Annotated in this window: 19 protein-coding genes; 7 read left to right on the top strand and 12 right to left on the bottom strand. The window is 36.7% G+C overall.

The window, feature by feature from the left end; all coding sequences use genetic code 11:
• Window positions 1–290: 290 nt before the first annotated feature.
• The 6 genes from ACXACJ_RS07840 to ACXACJ_RS07815 all read right to left on the bottom strand — a co-directional run bounded on the left by ACXACJ_RS07840 (window position 291) and on the right by ACXACJ_RS07815 (window position 5199).
• Entirely contained in the window at window positions 291–545 is a 255-nt protein-coding gene (locus tag ACXACJ_RS07840; RefSeq protein ID WP_475133796.1) for a hypothetical protein, read from the bottom strand.
• Window positions 512–979 carry a hypothetical protein gene (locus ACXACJ_RS07835; RefSeq protein ID WP_475133795.1) on the bottom strand — a complete coding sequence of 156 codons (468 nt, stop codon included), beginning with the start codon at window positions 977–979 and terminating at the stop codon, window positions 512–514. The genes ACXACJ_RS07840 and ACXACJ_RS07835 overlap by 34 nt, the downstream gene beginning before the upstream one ends.
• A gap of 393 nt (window positions 980–1372) precedes the next feature.
• On the bottom strand, window positions 1373–2131 hold the full coding sequence (locus ACXACJ_RS07830) for a LytR/AlgR family response regulator transcription factor (RefSeq protein WP_475133794.1): 759 nt from the start codon (window positions 2129–2131) through the stop codon (window positions 1373–1375).
• Window positions 2121–3251, bottom strand: coding sequence for a sensor histidine kinase (locus tag ACXACJ_RS07825; protein WP_475133793.1), 1131 nt, complete (start codon window positions 3249–3251; stop codon window positions 2121–2123). Before ACXACJ_RS07825 ends, ACXACJ_RS07830 begins: the two co-directional genes overlap by 11 nt.
• 86 nt (window positions 3252–3337) lie before the next feature.
• A complete protein-coding gene (locus ACXACJ_RS07820) occupies window positions 3338–4138 on the bottom strand; it encodes a nuclear transport factor 2 family protein (RefSeq protein ID WP_475133792.1) in 801 nt (266 codons plus the stop codon).
• 131 nt (window positions 4139–4269) lie between these two features.
• On the bottom strand, window positions 4270–5199 hold the full coding sequence (locus ACXACJ_RS07815) for a YybH family protein (protein WP_475133791.1): 930 nt from the start codon (window positions 5197–5199) through the stop codon (window positions 4270–4272).
• A gap of 251 nt (window positions 5200–5450) precedes the next feature.
• Here ACXACJ_RS07815 and ACXACJ_RS07810 point away from each other — a divergent pair, with 251 nt between their 5' ends.
• Entirely contained in the window at window positions 5451–5768 is a 318-nt protein-coding gene (locus ACXACJ_RS07810; RefSeq protein ID WP_475133790.1) for a hypothetical protein, read from the top strand.
• A gap of 963 nt (window positions 5769–6731) precedes the next feature.
• On the opposite strand, the gene ACXACJ_RS07805 is transcribed toward ACXACJ_RS07810, so the two are convergent.
• From ACXACJ_RS07805 to ACXACJ_RS07790, 4 genes are all read right to left on the bottom strand, one after another.
• Complete coding sequence (locus tag ACXACJ_RS07805) at window positions 6732–7025, bottom strand: hypothetical protein (protein ID WP_475133789.1); 294 nt, start codon at window positions 7023–7025, stop codon at window positions 6732–6734.
• 70 nt (window positions 7026–7095) lie between these two features.
• Complete coding sequence (locus ACXACJ_RS07800; RefSeq protein WP_475133788.1) at window positions 7096–7599, bottom strand: YegJ family protein; 504 nt, start codon at window positions 7597–7599, stop codon at window positions 7096–7098.
• Between the two features lie 38 nt (window positions 7600–7637).
• Entirely contained in the window at window positions 7638–7874 is a 237-nt protein-coding gene (locus tag ACXACJ_RS07795; protein WP_475133787.1) for a hypothetical protein, read from the bottom strand.
• Between the two features lie 297 nt (window positions 7875–8171).
• Window positions 8172–8840 (bottom strand): hypothetical protein, encoded by a 669-nt coding sequence (locus ACXACJ_RS07790; protein ID WP_475133786.1) that lies wholly within the window; start codon window positions 8838–8840, stop codon window positions 8172–8174.
• A gap of 150 nt (window positions 8841–8990) precedes the next feature.
• On the opposite strand from ACXACJ_RS07790, the gene ACXACJ_RS07785 reads away from it, so the two are divergent.
• Window positions 8991–10292 (top strand): M20/M25/M40 family metallo-hydrolase, encoded by a 1302-nt coding sequence (locus ACXACJ_RS07785; protein WP_475133785.1) that lies wholly within the window; start codon window positions 8991–8993, stop codon window positions 10290–10292.
• Between the two features lie 160 nt (window positions 10293–10452).
• Here the strand turns inward: ACXACJ_RS07785 and ACXACJ_RS07780 are convergent, their stop codons facing one another.
• Together ACXACJ_RS07780 and ACXACJ_RS07775 are read right to left on the bottom strand one after the other, a co-directional pair.
• On the bottom strand, window positions 10453–13983 hold the full coding sequence (locus tag ACXACJ_RS07780; protein WP_475133784.1) for a hypothetical protein: 3531 nt from the start codon (window positions 13981–13983) through the stop codon (window positions 10453–10455).
• Between the two features lie 88 nt (window positions 13984–14071).
• Window positions 14072–14506: a hypothetical protein gene (locus ACXACJ_RS07775; RefSeq protein ID WP_475133783.1), complete on the bottom strand. Its 435-nt coding sequence runs from the start codon at window positions 14504–14506 to the stop codon at window positions 14072–14074.
• A gap of 996 nt (window positions 14507–15502) precedes the next feature.
• Between ACXACJ_RS07775 and ACXACJ_RS07770 the strand changes: the two genes are divergently transcribed.
• The 5 genes from ACXACJ_RS07770 to ACXACJ_RS07750 are packed head-to-tail and all read left to right on the top strand — an operon-like array spanning window position 15503 to window position 21904.
• Entirely contained in the window at window positions 15503–15775 is a 273-nt protein-coding gene (locus ACXACJ_RS07770) for a DUF6471 domain-containing protein (protein ID WP_475133782.1), read from the top strand.
• Window positions 15776–15777: 2 nt separating this feature from the next.
• Entirely contained in the window at window positions 15778–17523 is a 1746-nt protein-coding gene (locus ACXACJ_RS07765; protein ID WP_475133781.1) for a DNA cytosine methyltransferase, read from the top strand.
• A complete protein-coding gene (locus tag ACXACJ_RS07760) occupies window positions 17516–18955 on the top strand; it encodes a hypothetical protein (protein ID WP_475133780.1) in 1440 nt (479 codons plus the stop codon). The genes ACXACJ_RS07765 and ACXACJ_RS07760 overlap by 8 nt, the downstream gene beginning before the upstream one ends.
• Entirely contained in the window at window positions 18955–20943 is a 1989-nt protein-coding gene (locus tag ACXACJ_RS07755) for a DEAD/DEAH box helicase (protein ID WP_475133779.1), read from the top strand. Before ACXACJ_RS07760 ends, ACXACJ_RS07755 begins: the two co-directional genes overlap by 1 nt.
• Window positions 20927–21904: a protein NO VEIN domain-containing protein gene (locus ACXACJ_RS07750; protein WP_475133778.1), complete on the top strand. Its 978-nt coding sequence runs from the start codon at window positions 20927–20929 to the stop codon at window positions 21902–21904. Before ACXACJ_RS07755 ends, ACXACJ_RS07750 begins: the two co-directional genes overlap by 17 nt.
• Window positions 21905–21938: the final 34 nt, after the last annotated feature.

The following is a 21938-nucleotide window of genomic DNA, read 5'->3' as shown; positions in this document are numbered from 1 at the left end:
CCTTTTTCAAATCATTTCTTATTGAAAGTACGAAAATGATATTTGTTAAATAGGTAAAAAGTATAACCAGAAAATTCTAAGAATAAGACTTAGTAAAATGCTCTGATGTGTGAAAGGTCACAAGGTCTGGAGAAATTGCAAGCAATGCTGCTCAAAAATTCTGACACCTAAATAAGACACAACTAAGAGGATAAAATATTTTTAAAGCTCTTTATAAAATTTGCCATGTTTGTTAAGTGCTAGTTGTTCTCTTTGGTTTGTATACTTTGCTAAAAGCTGCTTTTCTCTCATCACTGTTTCCGTAATCCTTCATCTCCAATAGTTTTTTTGTCTATCATCAATGTGTCAATCTTATAGTTTTTTACGGTCAAAACTGTTGTATAAATAGCATTAAATGTTCCATTATGCCATAGTCGCACAAATTTGAAGTCATTAATCCCATCTGTGTTGAAGTCAACAACTTCAATTTCAGGTGTCATGATTTCAAAGTCTGTTTTTAGTTTTGTTGAAGTTAATTTTCCGTTCTCATAGTCGTATAAGGCCATATATTAAAGTCAAATACGTTGTCTGCAAATTCTTTCTTTTGATTGTCGTAAAATAAGACTCTACTATTAATTTCACCTGTAGGATAATGCTTTAAAAGGACTAAAAATATAGTCTGAAGACTATCGCGTAGTCGAATCGTGTTTATATAAAAGTCCTTATATGTTTGAGTGCTGTCATAAAATTCAAAGTCTTTCACATAGATTTTGACCGTTTGTTCAATTATAGAATTAATTCCGTCATTCAACTGAATTGAATTGTTGTTATTTTCAAGATTATACTCGTCTAAACGCAATGGTAGATTACCGTCAATTGCTGATATTTCAAAAGCATTTGTAGGCTCGTGATTGTGGTTAATACCTTCGCCCTTTGTCGATTTTCTGTCAGAGCAACCATGCAAAATTGTCAGAAAAAATATTGCTGTTAATGTTCGCATTGTCGTCTGTTTATTGTTGCTTGTAACAAGCTTCTATCCGGAATTTGCCAAAAATTCCCACAATAACCTACTTTGGTAAAGGGTATTGATTCAGTATTTCCTGAATTCTTCATGTTTTTCGAGCACTCAATCTCCGAAGGCAATTAACCCAAATTCCTATCTTTTTAGCCTAGATAGTGCTAGATATTTATTCAAATCTTTGTCAATAGATGGAATAATTCTGTTTTTAGCTCATGGAGTCTTGACATTTGTTGTTCACCTTCAATCCAGTAGTCAACTACAGAACTAGTACCTCCAAGGGATTTGTGTAAATACCTGGAAATAAAGAGATTATGTTTAGTGAACAAGCAACCGGTGGTTGAACCACGTGGAGTGGTCTAACGACTTTTAAATTCAAGAATTCTCTCCAGACTTTGTCCAAAGTTTGCTGTTGACTACTTTTTCCAGAACCTCTGTGCGGTAATTTCTGCCAATTGGGATTTTAGAAGAGCCCACAAAAATTTCATTTCCTTCTATGGCATCAATCTTAGAAATCGAGACAATGTAAGATTTGTGTGTCCTGATAAAGTCTCTTTTACTCAGGTTTTCCTCAACATTCTTAAGGCTCAATAAGGTCATGTACTTCTTTTCTCGTGTGTGAATAGTTACATAATTCTGAAGTCCCTGAATGAAAAGGATGTCTTCGAAGTAGATGCGTTCGTATTTGTATTCACATTTCACGAAGAAATAATCAGAGGCGTCTTTACCCTCGCCCTTTGTTCCAGCTCTTGAACGGCTGAGTAGCTTACTATAATCCTGAGCTTTGGTTGCCGCCTTAAAGAAGCGCTCAAATGTAATGGGCTTCACCAGGTAATCGAGTACATCTAACTGAAAGCCCTCTAAGGCATAATTTGGATAGGCTGTGGTGATAATTACCATTGGAGGATTAGAAACAGACTTTAGGAATTCAATGCCTGTCATGATGGGCATTTGAATATCCAGAAATACCAAATCTACACTCTGTTTATCCAACAGGTTTTTCAATTCCAAGGGATTGGCCCCGGTTCCTACAATTCTCAAAGAATCTAACTCATTGACATAATTGACAATACACTCTCTGGCAAGAGGTTCATCATCGATGATTACGCAATTGAGAGGGGTTTTATGAGACATTGGTTAAAGGTAAAGACATTTGCATTTCTTTATTCCTCAGATTAATACTGAGCATAATCTCGTAAAGATTATTGGTATGCTTGATTTTCAAATCATGATTTTCAGGATACATAAGGTTTAGCCTACGTCTGACATTTTCCAGCCCTAAACCTTTATGCTGGTTATAATCTTTCACAGCATATTCTGGTGAACAGGTATTTACAACTTTGAATCTGAGCTCATCATTCACTTGTGCAAGCGAGATATCTATAGAATTGGGCTGACCTTTTGTTTTAGAAACATGTTTAAAGGCATTTTCAACGAATGGGGTAAGAATGAAGGGGGCTATTCTAAGCTCATTTTGAGGATGTCTCTGTAATTCGATATTGACAGATACAATGTCTTTGTCCAGCCGCAACTGTTCCAATTCAACATATCCTTCCAGATAAGCTAGTTCCTGATTAAGGTCTATTTCATGGTCATTACATTCATATAGTTGATAACGCAGCAAATCTGAAAAACGGGAGAGTGCTTCAGAGGCCATGGCCGGATTCTTCTTGATCAGTACAAAAATGGAATTGATGGTGTTGAACAGAAAGTGTGGATTGATCTGAGCTCTGAGAAATTTCAGTTCGGTTTCAATTTTCTCTTTTTCTAGTTCTCGTTGTCGCTGACGGGCACTGATCCAGTTTTTGGTGAGTTTGATACTCATGGCCAGAGTCATTGCAGCAGCAGTGGAGGGTAAAGCACCGCTTTCGAAAAGAGAATAAAAGTTACTTGGTTCAACTCCCCAGAGTTCCTGAAACGTAGACTCTGAAATGGCTGCACCAAAATAATATCCACTAACGATAGCACAGGCCGTTGCTATAATTGTAGTCAGAAAAAGGAGAGTGTAAGTGATGTATTTGCCCTTCTCCAGAAATCGTGGAATCAGAAAATAGAGGTTGAAATAAACTCCCATCATCTGAAAGAGGAGGTAGGACAGGAATTTCACTCCTGCATGTGGGAGAAATATGCTATTGACTACATCAATCGGGCTGCCAATCCTTAACCACCACCAAACAAAATGGTAGCCGATCCAGAAAGGGATATGGTGTAGCTTGTATTTAAATACCCAATTGAACCTAGATTGATTTGACATGCAGAAGAAATCTATTCAATGTTGAATATAAACATGCCTGATTCTTTTACCTAGCCTAAAGAGGTGTGAATGAAAGAGATTCAGGCCTAATAATCATACATGGCAATTGATCTGAAGAGTTTTAGAGTGTGGTCGGGTTCTCTTCTCCAGATTCTGATATTCTTTCCGAGACCAACACCGCTGGAGTTGCCATTTCTCCAACTGGCAATGTGACTGGCATATTCAATGATAAAGGTCCCTAAATTATCGATTCTGTCGCTGCGGATATCAAGCTCCTGAAATACAGGGAGCTCATTTACATGTGTTTCTATATACTGACTGATTTCTTCTTTCCCTTGGAGCGGGCGATGATAATTGGGGATCAGCATAGCGTCATCGGCATAGTAGCGTGCCCATGCATTGGCATCATGTTCGGTTACCGTGGCATCAAGCAATCTATTGTATGCCGTTAGTTCAAAACTGATGTTGTCAGTAATATTCACATTGGGCAATAAGGCGATATGTACTCCAGGGAGTTGGTCAAATGCCAGATGTGGGTGCAATTCAGCATAATACTCATGGTAATTCCAGCATTGGGTGATCAAACTCAGATTCCCATTTGGTAATTCCTTCCACAGATCAAAGTAGTTGCCTTTTATTTCGAATTTTTGTCCGGAAATCTTCAATCTGAGGGTCATTGAAATTTCTCCTATTTCAAGTATTTGTTCACCCAAATCAGAAATCTCTATTGACGATCTTTTGTAATTCTTTACTTCGAATCTCTCAAGAAATGCTTGGTTATAAGCCGTAGCGTTGACTTTACCTAAGAGTGTTTTTTGCAATTCAGGCATCATTCTCAGGCTGTCTGCATAGAAAGATTCAAGAATTTCCGGTCTTAAGTCGGTCATTGCCGAGATGGTTTTTTCTCTGAAGCCCTTGAGGTACTCCAGGGTCTTGTTGTTTGAGGTTAAAGTACTTTGAGCTAGAAGGTTACTGCTCTCAAAAAATAAGAGCAGACAAATAATCAAGTTGAGCTTTTTCATTTTATATAATTATGAGTTCCAGTTTCCCGATAGAGCTTTAAGGAATGATCGGGCATTCGCTTCCAAAGTCTGATGCCATTTCCCTCAGTTCGGCCTTCATTGTCTGGTGTAGACCACTTTACCTTGAACATGGCATATTCGAGCATGTAACCGTCAAAGTATTGATGGTCATAAGTATAGCAGGAGATTGAATCTATGTTGACCTCACCACCGCTTGAATAATCCATGAGATATGGCCGAAGATTTTCCATACCGGCAACGGGTTCGTGAGCAAATGGCATAAACAGCCCATCTTCAGCGAAGAAATCGGCTCTCAGATTGCCATTTCTTGTTCTGACCCCCTTTTCCATTAAGGCATTGTAAGCCTTCAGTTCAAATGGGATTTCTTTTTGACTTAAGATATCTGATTCATCCGGTTGGGTGAGACACATTTCAACAACCAGCCTTTCAGGGTTCTCAATAGGATGGAAGAAACCGAAAGTTTCGGCTTTGATTTTGTAATCTCCATTGGAATCAATCTCCCAAATCCGACAATATTTACCTCTTTGCTGATGATCAGATCCGTTATCAGAATACTTTTTTTCAAAGGAACCAATCTCCATCAAGGTATTACCCAGATCAATTATTTCCAGTGTGTCACTTTTAAGGAATTCTACGGATTGCCTTAGGAAGATTTCTTTGTAAAAGGCTTTTATTCGATCCTTTCCAACCAGCATGAGTTGAAATTCAGGCATGCTGATAGCGTCATCTTTATAGTAAGAGAGATAGGCTTGAAGGTCATCATTTTTTTCGGCTGTAGATATGGACTGTGATATTTCGTAGATCAGGTTCTTCTGAGTCTTGGCTGTTTCTTCCGATCCTGATTGGCATGAACATGTTATACAAGCGATGAATGCAAAGGCAATAAAGAGGTAAGGATTTTTCACTTTGATCAGTTTTGAATTCATCAAAGATGTTGGTGAAACATGACCAGGGAAAATGAATTTGACGAACTACATGTATAGATAGATAATCATGCGGACTGAATTGACAAGAAGCTAAGCTACGTCTAGTTGTTTAGCCCTTAGGAGGGTATTTCACCTGTTTTTAAAATGGGGTTATTGAGCCTGTATTTTATGTTCTACCAAGGCATAGCTTTACTATAGTTTAAAACAATCACACATAAACAGTTAAAATTATGGCAGCTTATAGAGTTGATTTACAAGAAAATGTCAATTGGCAGAACGCTGATTTTCCAGTGGCCACCGTTTGGGGCAATGGCAATAATGGAGCGGATCTTTGGGGGTGGACGGGCGGAGCACCATTACAGGTTTCGAACCCCGTTTACGATCAAGGTGACAAGGTTTGGTACATTGTGGTAACCTTATCTAATCCTGACCCTACTGAAGAGGAGGTTTTAGGGTTCCTGTCCAGATATGTTTTGGATGATGATAAGGCAACGCCCGGAGTAGTTTGTTCCATGCTGACCCTGAATAATATGATCGAAGCTAAATGAAAGTAGCGAGCTTATGGTTGAGAATCCAAAGTAAGAATTCCATTAGCCCTTCTTACTTTGGATTGCCTATGATAAAATGATTATCTGATACTCTTGAGCTTCTAATGGGTTAGAAATATTCTCTCTCTGAGCAATAGTACTGTTCCCGAAAAGTCATTCAAGGTGTTGACAATAGTATTTTTATTTAATGTCTTTTTGAATATTTAAAAATTGATCTGTTAGTTTAGAGTCAACAATGTCATAGTTTTTAACAAGTCCATTCTTCTGAACATATATTTTATCAAAAGCTTTCCAGAATGGCTTTTTTTGACAGAAAAAGAGCCCAATTCCGCTTTAGAATATTTTAGTTCTTTATTTTTTCCAATTGGGTTAATCAAATACAGAGTTAGATTGTCATTTTAACTGTCGATGGAATAGATATAGGAAGGTCGAAAATGAAAAAGAAAAATCCGGATAAGAGTTCCTAGCCAAATTCCAATAATGACCCCATAATTGTCTGATAGAGGAACTTTAAAGAAAAGATAGACAAACACAGCAATTATGGTTGTAAAAATTGGAGGTGAGAGGTAATATTTTATAAGTTTAAACCTAAACTCCCTCTTTTTCTTATTCAAAAATTCAATTTCCATGTTTTACTAGATATCATTGCCAACGTTCTGGCTATGAGTAGTGTCCCGAAGGGGTATGCGTATAGGTTTTGTTGTGGGCTGGCTTTATTTTATTGTTTTCATTTAAACTCTTAAAAATAGTGTGCATAAGTGACCTTGCTCGAATCACTTAGTCCGTTTTGTTCGGTAAATGATTTCCACTTTTCAGAAATTTTCTTCCAATTCATAGGTTCTCCTTTTTACTTGCACACAACACATTTATATGCGGAATTTGCCGAAAACTTCTGCAATAGCCTACTTTGTTAAATGCTTCTTGCTCTAGCATTTCATGAATTCATTATGTTTTGGAGAGCGCTCAATCTCCGAAAGCAATTAGCCCAAATTTGCTATTTATTGCTTTGTTAATGATTTCTTTGAGTTTAGTAACATCTGAATCAGAATCGAATTGATTTGCTTTAGATCCAATTTGTTTGACCAACTGATTTCCCCACCTAAAATCGGAGTAATAATCAAATCTTGGATCAATTATTCCCTTTCGTACTAAGCGATCAAATACAGCAGATTCTAAACCTCCTGCATAAACAAGTTTTTCCAAATCTGCTGGATTTGGTTTTCCTTCAGAATCTGATATTACATAAAAGTCAAGCATAACCTCCGGGCTAATGACAAATAGTTATTCATTAAAATTCACAGCGTTGACTCACTCTATTAACGGGTTTCTATTCAAAAATAAGCCCGGTTTCAATATCGAATGCTTCACGCTCGGCTGCTGTCATTTCATCTCTTATGGCTCTAATAGTAAAACCGCCTTTTACTACGCCCTTATCAAGATACATCCAATCACTTATTTTATTTTTGTCTATAACTATTGAATCACCCAAGCTCAATCCTGTTATATCGACAGGAATATTAGCTAAAAACCCAAAATATAAAGAGTCACTCAATTCGATTTCTTGAATCCAAATATGCTCTCCGCCTTCAGGGGTATCAAACTTTTGTTTTATTGAAAAAAGTTCGTAATCAGGATTATGACTTGCTAGTGCATTAAAGAACAAGTCAACCGAATTTTTGGCTTTTTCAATTGCACTGTTCATTTTGGCATCTGAATCGGCTACATAATAAATGTCAGGTTCACCCTCTCGTTCCATTTTAGACTTTGATGATTGACCACAAGAGGAAATTAGAAATAATAAAGAGACTGTAAGCAGAGATGTCTTTTTCATGCGTTGAAGAAGGTCTTGATTAGGATGTAAGATTGATATCAATTCAAATTGATTTTTTTGTCTTCAAAATCATACTTCAATTTTAAATCTGGATTTATAATCTCAATTATCTCCCCAAAACCAATTATACGACTACCTTCATAAAATTTAAATTTCATTTTTTCATATAGTCGATTTGCGAAATATTCAGTTCCTAAAATTGAAATTTCCGCTTTCACTTTTTTCCCCATTTCAGCACTTTTTTGCCCTATATAGATCTGTTGCCCTGAAGTCAAATACTCTGGGTAGTTTTCAAATTCTATATGCGGGCGGTAACCAGAATGAGAAGGGCTTTTCCTGCCACTTTTTCTGTGGGTAAAAATTCTAAGTCAGCTATAAAATCGGTCTGTTTCATTATAGTACTTCAATCTATAACATGGTTAGTTTATTGTCGTCACATAACCAAATTCTTTAATCCTTAAGAATTACCTTCAAATTCAAATAAAATTAGAAAGCCCCATTGGGGCTTTAGTAACTATTGTGTGAAAAATAAGAGTAAGAGTGATCGCCACTCCTCAAAACCCAAAACGTTTCTATTTTGTATACACGTAGGTTTTGGAATTGAGCGTAGCGGTTTCGTCTAAAACCAAGGTGAGTTCTGCATCTTTCAAGCCTTTCTTCATGCCGTCAAAATTGACTTTTGAAATTTTAACTGATGGAATTACAAGGTCATCTTGAGGTTTTATATGGAAAACTGTCCCATAAAGTTCATAGATTTTCTCTGCAAGCATAGAGAGTTTCACGCAAGTGCCTTTCCAATACTTTTCGGTTTCCTCTTGCTTGTCAATCACACCCGATTCATAGCAACCCGATTCTCCCTTAAAGTCAAAGGTGTAAATTTTTGTTTTTTCTGATGATAATTCCATTGAAATAGAGAGATCGTTTTTTAAGGCGGCATTCAATTCGTTCAGCACTTTCTGTTTATCACTTAAATCACCGCGATACTCAAAGTCAAATAGAGTTCTTTGTAAAGATTTGGAGTCCAAGATTGTGCCGGCATGTGGGTTGATCAAATGAACGATCTCGGGCAAGGTATATCCTCTTAGTTGAAGTAAACGATCACCACTCGCAAAACCTTTATCCGCACCATTTTGAGCAAATGACACTTTTAAGCCTTCACTTTGAAAAGCAAAAGATGAATGGATAGAAAGGGTAATCAATAGAAAAAGAATGGAGGTTCTGAATAAAAAAAGTTTGTACATAAGAAAATGAGTTAAAGACCAATTATGATACTATTTTAATAAAAAATATTCACATAAAATAAAATCAGTTAAATGATTTAAAGCCTTATTCAATCCGAACCTTAGTTGCCATATTTTTTCTTTCTTTGGTAGCCTTAACAAAATGTAAAAATGCGATCTAAAACACCTTTCATTCTCACTCTTTTGTGCTTCATTTCTTTGAGCACTTTTGCTCAGTTAGACCGAACCGAAAAGAAATTGGTAAAATATGTTGATGAATACAACGAAGAATATTTAACCCTTCTCAAAAAACTGATCAACATTAACAGCGGCACCATGAATTTTGAGGGTGTGAAAAAGGTTGGTTCAGTTCTTATGAAAGAATTTGAAGCTTTGGGCATGGAAACCGAATGGGTTGATGGTTCATCATTCAATAGAGCTGGACATTTGGTAGCAAGAATAGAAGGAGGAAAGGGAAAGAAAATCTTGATGATTGGTCATTTGGATACCGTTTTTGAGTTGGACAGTCCAAACCAAGAATGGAAACAACTAGATGAAAATACGATTCAAGGCCCTGGTATTGCCGATATGAAAGGCGGAGATGTAATTATTCTTCAGGCTTTAGCCGCGCTTAAAAATGCTGGATTATTGGATGAAATGAACATTACCGTGGTGATGACGGGTGATGAAGAACATTCAGGCCATCCGCTTTCCGAGTCGAAAAAGGCTTTGGTAGAAGCCGCTCAATGGGCGGATATTGCTCTAGGTTTTGAAAATGGAGATGGAAATCCTGCAACGGTTACTGTGGCCAGAAGAAGTTCATCTGGCTGGACTTTAAAGGTGACGGGTAATGCTGCTCATTCTTCTCAGATTTTCAAACCTAAAGTAGGTGCTGGCGCTATTTATGAAGCTTCAAGAATCCTTTATCAATTCTATGATCAGCTTTCAGAAGAAGAATTTTTGACTTTTAATCCAGGAATGATCGTAGGGGGAACCGAGATTACACATGCCGATGCTGAAAACTCAGGAACTGCTTTTGGAAAGAGTAATGTAGTTTCGAAAGACGTACTTGTAACGGGAGACATCCGCTGTTTGACGCCTGAGCAGCTAAAGAAAGCGCAGGCTACTATGACCAAGATTGTTTCTGAACATTTGCCTCAAACGCAAGCAACCATTACATTTTCAGAAGGTTATCCACCGTTTGCTCCAAAAGAAGGAAACTATAAGTTGATGGAAACTTTCAGTAAAGTGAGTCAAGATTTAGGTTTTGGAGAAGTGAATCCAGTTAATCCAGCCGATGCGGGAGCTGCTGACATTTCCTTTACCTCAGATTATATCGAAATGGGAATTGATGCGATGGGTATGTCGGGAGCCGATGATCACACTATTAATGAAACAGGAGATGTTAGGGCTTTACCTAAACAATCGAAACGCGCAGCCGTGTTGATTTACAGGTTGTTGAAATCGAAATAGCGAGTTCATTTTGCACTTATATTCATAGTCAAGAAGGGTTCCTTCGCACGGCTCAAGATAGAATTAGGAGCGATGTACTCTTGTTAATTGATAAATTAGAAATATAGAGAAACCAGAAAAGCCCACTCAGTGGGCTTTTCTGGTTTCTAAAAGGAGATTTTTAGCCCTCGCTAAGTTCTGTACCACTGATAACCCAAGCAATCACTTCAAAAAGTAAACTCACAGGAAATTCCTTAGCTTCTAATGCTACGTCTCCTATAAAGTCTATTGTTGGGTGAATGATTTTTAAAGTGTCTTCAGCTTTGTTTTTGGAGAATGCAAAGCCTGCAAAACAAAGAAGTGCAAAAACTCCCTTAATTCCAGTAAGAAGAGCATTACCGTCTTTATCATCTTCCGCAGGAGAAACAAATTCCAACATGCCTTGAACGGCTTCCATTGCAGTTAAAAACCCAGTAACTGCTTTTTCATCGCTGCTCGCATTGGCTAAATCGAAGCTTCCATTGATACAAAACAGAACGAATCCGCCAACTTTAAAACCGTATTGATATTTGCTAGGAGGTGTTTCTTCAACAGAAACTTTTTCCAAAGCAAAAAGTAAATAGCTAAGTATACTATTTGCTAAGCCTGCAATACCGAAACACAGTGCAAGTTCATCCGCGGTAGAATCCGAATCATTATCAGAAGGCGCTTCTGCGAGCATGGTTTCTGGAGTTGTGAAAATGTTACTCGAAACGAAAGGCAACAGTGTAGATATACCTGAGGCATTGCTGTTTCCTTTAAAAAGTGTGGCTATCATTTCATCGAAGGAATTGATAGTACTTAAATCTAGGTCACTAAATGGCGTTTCAACATCTCCCGTTTCAATGGCTTTAATTACACCGTAGATTACAGCTGTAGGAATTGCAAAGATCAAAGAAACTAAGCTGGTGACAGATAGATTATCCCCAACAAGGTCTTCATAAATATCACTTAAAATAGGAATATCGATTTCAGCAGTCAAGGCATCGATCAATTTAGCTATGGCTTCGGCTATGGCTTCAAAAAGATCCAAAATCAATTGATCTAAGTCTTTCAAAAGCGTTTCTAAGTCATTGTCCAATTTGGTAGAAAGCATTTCAACTTGATTGTTGAAATCGTCTAAATTAGTAATGACATTGTAGATACCGTCAATTGCATCTGTCACTGTTTTGATAGCATCTTCTGCAAAATCTAGAGCATCTTCTGCGAGATTGATCTCGATGCCATCATCAGAATTACTTCCTAAAAGCTCTTCAATATGAGAAATGATCCAATTTATAGCCGAACTGCCAAAAAAGGAATTATGAACTCCATCACCCTGTTGGCTCGTTTGAGCATTTGTATTATCAGTACGAAGAGAGTTTGGCATTTGTCCCGTTAAATCAGCGATGAAATTTGCCACATTGGTTTTCATCTGATCAGAAGTTAGATCTGCAGAAAGCTGATTTAGAGAAATAGTAAACACTTTATTGAGCGCCTGGGCGGTAGGTTTAATCGATTTCAAAATATACCAAAGCGCTCCTAAAAAGTTAATGATGTCTTCTACAACATCTTTAAGGGCATCGTACACAAATTTGATAGCCTTCCAAACGTCTTCTACCGTATTGAGAAAAACTTCAACACAGTTTTCAGCAAAATGAACTACCATTTTACCGGCATCGATAACGATATCGGTAATTTTATCGAGGAAATTCTCGGCTGAAGCGCAGAACTTACTCACGTCTTTTGCGAGATCATTCCAGGCTGAAACGAAATCGTCATAAAGGTCATCAAGAATATTATCTCCCAGTAATCTAGGCTGGTGAGCACTACTTAGTTTTAAGGAATCAAATTCTTCCTTAGAAGTACTTACATGAACCCCAGTTTGAAGAAATGAAAAAGCTGTATAAGTGAGACTACTAGGGTTGCCGGCTTTCAAGGTTGAAGAATCCGGTGTAATTGAATTAACCACACTCAATGTGATCAAGTCCTCACCATTATTTTTGTCCTTAATGGTTTGAGCAAGTTGTTGGTTTGCGGTATCTAATTGAGGATTATCGTTGGGCAGTTTTCTGGTGTAGAGGTAATTTTGGGCATTTGCGCGTGTAACTACTTTCAAATAATCGCTGTTGCCTGAAGCTTGAATGTAGAAGTCTTCGCCTTCCAAACCGTTTACTTCCCTGATAATCTTCAAACGCCCTTTTATATCGGTTTGAATGGCTGTTTGATTACCTGGACTTAAGCAGAACGCTTGGCCATTTATTTTTAGATAGGTAAGACTTGAGGCCGTGATGGTTAAATCTATCGGATAGTTCTGTGAATGTGCATCGTTAAAAGTAAAGTTCAGATAGGTTGCTGAAGCATCGAACTTGCGCACTGTGGTTTGGGGCAAACAGATGGATTGAGTATTTAGAGCCTTGGTTTCTGGGTCAATCCAATAATGCGTCATATCATTGGAACCATTGTTAGGAGTCACAAATACACTGGTTACGCCTGAGATTCGGTCACCTAAGTAGAGATAGCGAGAGATAGGAGTGATAGGGAATGGTTTGCTCCATGTACTATTTTCAAACAATGCGTTCATCAAAACTGAATCAGGCAGACCTTTTAAGCTTATGCTTCCCCAAAATTCTAATGAATTCAAATCGTTTTGAACTACTTCTCCAATGTTGAATTGGTTTAGGCTTCCAACCGATGTTGAAAACAATGGCTGAGTGCTGGCGCTTAGGCTATTTGTATCAGGATTGAAATCATAATTTAATTCATAACAAGCATATCCACCCTGATCTAAATTTCCACCAAGATATAATTGAGGAAATCCTTGGTCATCCTGACTGCTGGTTAAACAGGTCGGATTAAATGAATCATCATCTAATTTCAGAGTAAAAGATATTGCCGATTGCCCTGCGTTATCCTTCCTGTTATAAGCCATCAATGACACAATGTTCTTCATGTCACTTTGATCCGTTTTTGAAATAACCTTGAGGATAAAGGCAACAACTAAGTAATCAGTACCTGTTTTGTCTTGGTAATATGAATAGTTGAAATCCTGTACATCGGACAAATAGAAATTTTCAAGTAAATATTGGTTGTTGGATAAAGCAAAATTCTGGGGATCATTATTCTCATCCTGAAAAAAGATTTGAATCAAGCCGTCCCCACCTCCATCTAACCGATTACAATAAGCGGCAGCATAAGTCGGAAAAAAGCCTTTGATAGATTTGATTGGAGGAAGAGTACCCTTTTCAGGGCCTATTTGAAAGGCTGGATAAGCATCTACAGAATTAGAAGATAAAGGATCGGATTTGAAAAATACCTTATGAGAACCATCTGGCTCATCAGAATAAACTATAAGGTGCGTTTGAGGCTCGTCACTCAAAAAAAGTCCTGGGTTTTGAACCACATCAAAACCTCCAACTTGAATGGCCTTTAATACAGGGTCAGTATCAGTGATATCAATCTTATTAAGAGAGTTGATATTGTTATTTTTTTGATTTGGTAGTTCAAATCCAAAAATACTTGTGGCATTTAAATTATCAGTAGAAGCGGAGAAGAGCTGAATACTAGAGTTATTGAGACCAACCGCAGTATGTTCATTGGCTTGGAAAATTTCAGCACTTTCATATTCTTGGAGAAAATCAGAGTTACCAAGAACCGACAAATCTCCAAATTGAATTTTTTCTGAATTGTTCATATTGAATAGTGTTTGGGAGTTGGAAAAAAATAACCCTGCCCATGAAAAATGAAGGAGAGCAGGGTTTTATATAAACTGGAAGTGTGTTCTATTTAGGAACTACAGACAGTTCAAAGTTAATTGTACCTTGAGCCCATTCTTTATCCGAGTTGTTTGAACGAGTAAGTGTTGGAATAATTTCTACTTTTTGATCATTACTCTCAGAAACTAAAGCCGGAGTGTAGCTTTGAATCGAAACCGTTCCATATGGATTTTGCGCACTGGTTGATTTGTCAAAATTCAGGGTAACGGAACCTTTACTTCCTGCAACAGTTGCTTGCGTAGGATTAAAATCGAATTCCCTAAGACCATTGTCGCATAAGGTGCGCACTTCGGCATAATAATAAGTACTCTCATCTCCAGCTCCAAGAGGAGAATCTATACCGCTGATTTCATCAATACAATCGTCTTGATTTGATGGGTCTGACAAGCTGATGGCTTGGTTGGTTTCATTGTTAAATCTAAATTGAAATCCTTGTGACATTTTCTTAAGTGTTTTGTGTTTAAAAAATGATTTAGAGAAGTGGATCCTTGATGGTAGACCTCTTCAAAAGAGCAAGGCAAGAAATCTAAAGGGGAGAAAAGGCTACTATCAGTTTCTGGAAAATTAAAAATGATACTGAAGTCTAAAAAAGTAGCAATGAACAACCGAAGAGACTAGTACTTCTTCAGTTGATCGTATCACCCCAAATGAATTTTCTGCTTTCTCATGATTCAAAGTTGTGGCATTGGCAGTGGCCATTCAAGGTCATTTTTACGCCTTTTTTAACATTAGGTATTTTTACCTATAAGAGGCCTTTCTTGAAAAACGCACCATTCGTCAATCTAAAAATTAGGTTATAAAATGCCCTGTTTGTTTTGAGATATTATAAAGTATCTTTAGAATTATTCCATTTCAGGTATGAAATGGAATTTTAACTGAACTTAGTGTGCATGCAACATGGCAACTCACAAAGCGGCAAAGCAGGAGAGAAGGCCGTTATTGAGGAGTAGGAAGAGTGATGGGGTTTTGATTGAATCATGCTGTCAATGGCAAAGAATCAAAAATGCATGTACAGAATAACTAGATAGGAGTTATTCACCTGAATCATTCTTATTACATTTCATTAATCGATATTGCCCGTCATCAAGACGCTAAAGAACTGATTATATCCTTCAAAACTGGATGTGTTCTCGTAGCATTAATGAATTTCTTGGACTATGGTAAAAATTTTACAATCCTAATTTTAATTCCATCGAATTCGTTGGGTTTAAAAATTAAGCAGGATCAAACAGCTTTAGTCTAACTCCAAAGAGATGCATTCAAGCCATGTAGGCGATAGGTATTATTTCTAAGGCCGGAAGGATGGGGTTTAGGTTTATGCGAGTTTGATCTTTTTCCTATAATTATAAATTATTAGGAATTTAATTTTCATAAATTCATTTTTAATTTCATATATGCTTCATAATTCTCATATTTGAGAATTAAGATTTTAAAGAAATGAATACGTGGAATAGATATGCCAAAAGGTTAATCAAGGCAGAGCTTTTAAAAAGAGAGGTAAGTACCGAAGACTTGATCAAGCTTCTGGAAAATATAGGTATTCATGAAACTAGGTCAAGCATTAACAGCAAAATTAGCAGAGGTACTTTTTCTGCCTCCTTTTTGTTTCAGGTGCTCTCTGTCATTGGATGTAAGAACTTGGAAGTCTTGACACCAATAGACTTGAAGTTATCGAAGGATTTAAAACACCAGATCAAACTTAATCTGTGAATATGAACGATAAAATCAAGCCATTACAATCTAATACACCATCTGTAATTGACTTTTTTTGTGGTGCGGGTGGCTTTTCAGAGGGATTTAGACAGGAGGGATTTAATATAATTAGAGGTTTTGATTATTGGTCTCCGGCAATTGATACATTCAATTTCAATTTTGGCCTCAATGAGAAGCCATTTGATATTTTACAATTTTGGGATGATGTAGATTTAATAGAATCTATTCCAGACTCTGAAATAATTATTGGTAGTCCTCCTTGTATCAGTTTTTCAAATTCTAACAGATCCGGAAAGGCGGACAAATCTCTAGGACTTAAACTAACAGAGGTTTTTCTAAGAATAATTGCTGTTAAGAAATTCAAAGAAGGTTCTATACTTCAAGCTTGGTATATGGAGAATGTTACCAATTCCTTAAATTATCTGGCCAGATCTTACAAATTTAGGGATTTGAACCTGTTTAATTGGGCTAAAGATAATGGATATAGCCCTGATAAAGTAGTAATCACTATTGAGGGAAATAGTGCAATTATTAATTCAGCTGAGTATGGATCCCCACAAGCCAGAAAAAGAGCAATAACTGGGGAGATTATTGCTCGCAACAAGTTTATTGAACCTGCAAAATCACATACAATAAAGCCAGGTAGAGAGTTACCTATGGCGAGAACCCTTGGCTCTATTAAATCGAAACTCCCTAAGCCAAATGTTAAAAATAGTTCTCGTAGAATTTCAGACCCTTCAAACCCGTCTTTGAGTATTCCATTATCTCATTTAACAGATCATTTTTATGACACTGGATTGTATGAAAGTCAATGGAGGAATTCTTATTTCATGAAAAAAAACCACCCTTATATGGGTAGAATGTCTTTTCCAGAAAACCCGGAAAAACCTAGTAGGACATTAACTGCGACTAATATTGGTACTTCTAGAGAGGCAATCATTTATAAATCAGAATATAATCGCAAGGGTCATGGAGAGTATAGAGTGCCAACTGTACGAGAAATGGCTTGCCTGATGGGTTTTCCCATTACATATCAATTTATAGCGAATAGCGAAACTTCTAAATGCAGGTTAGTCGGGAATGCAGTTTGTATATCGGTTAGCAGAGCATTGGCACGAACAGTCAAAGAGAGTCTCCTCCTAAGTAATCAAATGTCATTACCAGATTTCACGAATAATGTGAATTTGAAATCATTACCGAATCTCAATAAGTTCTCAGAAAAAACCTTTAATAAGCCTCCAGTTAAAAAACCTGGGTCAAGATTTAGGAGACATCCTTTCAAGTATGGAAATATTACGGTAACCCTTTCGAACTACGATGTAACCAGTGATTCACCGACTGACAAATGGATGACTTCAGTTCAATACGGTAATGGAGAGGGCTATCCCTCAAAAAACTATGAAGATGGTTTCTACAAGGTTGTTGAGCCTGTTATTCTGTCCTTTGAAGAAGGTGAGAAGTTCGTGCGGTTTATTAATAATGGATTTTCTGAGAAGATTGCAAAATCAAAGGAATTTCAAAAAATGTATGAGCTTCAGAAATCAGAATCAGTCTTTCTTGAGCCTACCAGATTAATAGAAGAGGTTGCTAAGGAAATTGATAAATTCAAGTTCGACATACCGAACTTGAAACAAAAGGGCACTTTGATTTTTGATAAAAAGAAAATTGTACCCAAAAAGCAGATTATGGCATTATATGCAATCAATAAAATTGCCTCTTTAACCAACTCCACAGACAATGAATAAACAGACAAGAATTGAAAAAATTCAGGAGTATCAAGACAATCATAAGCCTATTGGTAGAATTGAAATACCATGGGACGACAAACTTGAACCAATGGATATTTATAAAATCCCGTTGAAGCTTCTGATCTACAATAAGTACAATGGTAGGATATTAAGTCGAACTAAATCGATAGAACGACAGCAGAGACAAATTGATGCAGAGTCAATGGAAGGCTCTAAATTGATTGCAGATTTATTATATGCTTCCAAACCTAAGAAGAATGATGAAACATTGATCAGCCTTGATAAATATGGTCAGGAAAAGGTTGGTATCATAACTAAAGACGGTATTATCATAGATGGTAATAGGAGGGCTATGCTACTAAATAGAATTACAAAATATGATACTTTCAAAACCGTTATACTCCCTATTGAATTTGACGGAGATCCTATAGCAATTGAGAAATTCGAAACAAAATATCAATTAGGTGAAGAAAGGAAACTTGATTACAACCCAACTGAGATTTATTTAAAAATACAGAGGCTTTACCTTCAACTGAGCGGCCAAAGTAGGTTTCCCAATGATACTGATAAGAAAAATGGAATTAGAGTGGATAAGGAAGCCATTAAGAAAATATACGAGTGGGTAGGAAACTATAAGACAATTAGTAGTGAGCGGGACATTGAATACACACTTGAAGTCATGAATGTGATGGAAGAGTATCTTGATTTCACGGAATATAATGGGATTTACACTGCTTTGGATGATAGGGAAGAACAGTTTAGAGATTTGGCCAGTTGGCTAAAAAGTTTCTATGGTGAAAGCTCCGTAAAGCCATTCGATGGATATTCTGATAGTGATGTAGATGATCTCAAATCAGGTGCCTTTGATTTAATCAGGATCAAATTAAAAAATGAAAAGTTTAGGTATTTAGGAAGAGGACAGAGACCAAATCACTTTTTTGGAAATAAAGATTTGTGGAGTAGTTTTTTTAACACTCATTTAGAAATTCTCGCCAGTTATACTGAAAATCCAATTGACCTTAATACTAAGGACATTGAAAAGCATCTGAATGGAAGGGACAATGACTTGAAAGAGTTTATTGGCCAGGAGCTAGTAGATAATGTGGATAACCATTACCAACGACTTAGAAATAGACAGTCGCAGGATGAACCTGTTAAGCTCTTGAACAAGGCGATTGATTCGGTCGACTTAATTAATGTAAATAGTAAAAATTTTAGGAACCCCGAGGCCCAGGATTTGCTGAATAAACTAGGTGAGAAGGTAGAAGCCAATCAAATTCACAAGTCACCATCAAGGCTACTTGATAGAATGGTTAAAATTTTAGAGAAAGTTGAAATTGATCGATTATCCGAAAATGAAGTTGAATTAGTGAGAAATAGCACTAAAAAGATTCAACAAATATGCTATCAGATTCATAAGCATCTGTAATGGCCGAAATTGATATTGAAATAGTCGGACAAGACGGTAATAATTATTATCAAATAAAAGGTCAAATCAACGGCCTATTGGCTAATAGGCGGCTGATGCTTTCACTCAACAGGATGGGAGCGATTAAGAATATGAATGAAATCTTAATCCCTTTTGTTTCAACTAATGAAATTTCTGTTTTTCAAAACCTTCAACAAACATTTAGGAAGTTCCAAATAGTATCAAGCTTATCGGAAGAAGTTGTAGTAAAGGTTGAGAGTTATCATCGAGATGATGAATTATTTGATGAGTTTTCTAAGAAAGCAAGTTTAATAAGAAATGATCAATTTAAGGATAATCCTGAGCTAGTAGAGGATTTCAAGAACTTCAAAAGCGTACTAGAGAAAGAACTTAGTAGGACATTATACCCACTCCAATTGCTTTCTTCCTTTCATATGGCATTTGCTCAGAACGCTTGCAATTTTGCTGTACCTGGAGCGGGAAAAACATCCATTGTCTATGGAGCATATGCTTTCTTGAAAAACTTGCCTGACAATGATCCAAGGAAAGTGGATAAGCTATTGGTTATTGGACCATTATCATCATTTTCTCCTTGGGAAAATGAATATAGATCATGCTTCAATAGAGAAGTTAAAAGTGTTCGTTTGTCAGGTAATTCGGATATTTCCAGAGAGCGAAAAGAAGAAATGCTCTATTCTTCAAATCCGGCCGAATTGACACTCATTTTTCATGGCGGAATAAGTAGCCTTCAGCAAGAAATTTTGGACTTCCTAAAGTCAAATAAAGTAATGGTGGTGGTGGATGAAGCTCACAGGATCAAAAATCCAGATGGGGTATGGGGAAGGAGTGCTGTGGAAATTTCAAGGGAAGCAATTTCGCGTATCATTTTGACAGGAACACCAGTCCCAAATGGATATGAAGATCTGTATAATTTATATCAGTTCATTTATCCATTTAAGTTTAAAGATATACTAGGTTTTCATTATGCCAACTTATGTGATCTAACAAACAATAGTTCGCCAGAGAATGAGAGGGTAAAAAGATTCACAGAAAATATTTCACCCTTTTTTATTAGAATTAAAAAAGAGGATTTGAAACTACCCGGTGTAGAAGAACATGTATTAAATGTTGAAATGAACTATGGACAAAGAGAGATATACGACTTCATAGAATCAAGATACATAAACTTTTTCAAGGAGAATTCTGGAGGAACTGTGAAAGACGTTTTGAATCGAGCTAAACTTATTAGGTTAAGACAGGCATCAACAAACCCAAGTCTACTAGCTCGTCCACTAAAAGAGGCTTTGCTTGATAGTCCCGAGTTTGGCGAATTTGATCCAAACATTGCTTTTACTTACGATTCTGACGAGTACATTGATGACTCTGAGTTTTTCGATAAAATCTGCAATTATTCAGAATTTGAGACACCCCAGAAATTTATTGAAGTAAGGAATATTGTTGAAAAAGATATAATAGCGAAAAGTGGAAAAACACTGATCTGGACAATCTTCATTCAAAATGCAAAGGAACTTCAACAGTATCTTGAAGAGTATGGCATTAGTTCAAGGCTTTTGATCGGTGAGACTATTCAAAGTGAAAGAGAATCAATAATCGAAACCTTTAATGATCCAACCAATAAGGAATTCTCGGTCGTTATCGCCAACCCATTTGCTGTTGCAGAATCTATTTCCTTGCATAAAGGATGTCACAATGCTATCTATCTTGAAAGAGACTACAATTGTTCGAACTTCATTCAATCTAAAGACAGGATACACAGGGTTGGATTAGATGAAGATCAATTGACTACCTATTATTATGTGATATCGATCAACTCAATTGATTCCGTGATCGATAGTAGACTTAGACAAAAGGTAGAGAGAATGGAGGCAATCATTGATGAAGATATCCCATTGTTCAGTCGGATAGATGATAATGATGAAACTGATTTGATTAAGGCTCTGATGATAGATTATGCTAAAAGAACTTAGTCAATTTCAAAATCTTGGCACTCCAAAAGTCCACTATGAAATTCTAACAGTAATAAGTGAATCTGAGGAAATGACTTGGCTCGAATCTGATATAAGAGATAGATTCAGAAACAGGAATATAGATGGTAGAATCCTATTTGACGGTTGTCTCCCTCTGCTTCATAAATTGAATCTTACTCTGACGTTGGAAAATGGAAGCGTTCAAATTGATGATGGCTTTAAGGAGTCATTAAGAAGTGAGAATTTAATGATTGATCGTTTTGTAGAACGTCTCCTATTGAATTTACAGAATGACAATTTTTTTCATGATATTTTTTGTTCAGAATACATCTCATGGGATATTATTTACAATACACTGCAAATTGACAATTCCGCCTTTCCTCTAAAATTTGCTTCGTTCAAGCAACTGTTGATCGATTTTAATGTTATAAGCGACCACCCTACTAGAGAGTTTAACAGGTTTATTATTAATGGTCGTTACAAGAAAATCTTTGATAAGATTGTACTTCCAGAAATTAGAAAAAGGAAAGTCGGAGTACAAGAATTGATGAAGTCTCTAGAACAGAAAAGACTAAACGGAGAAGAAGCCGAGCTATTTGTTCGAGATTTCGAGGAAAGACGATTAAAGGGTCAAAAGGAAGTTGACTGGGTAGCTGAATACTCAGCAGCGGAAGGATACGATATTGCAAGTTTTGACACTGAGCGCTCAAAAAAGCATGACAGGTTCATAGAGGTTAAGTCATATGAAAGTACCCCTTACTTTTATTGGAGCCGAAATGAAATGGATATTGCCAGAATTAAAAAGGGAAATTATTTTCTATATCTAGTTGACAGAAAGAAAATGAATCAAGAAGGCTATGAGCCATTGATGATACAAAACCCCTATTTAAATCTAATTGATAACCAAAATGGACAATGGAGAAGTGAGGTTGATAAAATTAGATTTGACTTTATTGGTTGATGGTAGAGAAGAAATACACTGCTCTAAAATAACA

Source organism: Roseivirga sp. AWQ4_251, from assembly GCF_056158225.1.
The sequence above is the reverse complement of the archived record's forward strand: the minus strand, read 5'-3'. Positions and strand labels throughout refer to the sequence as shown.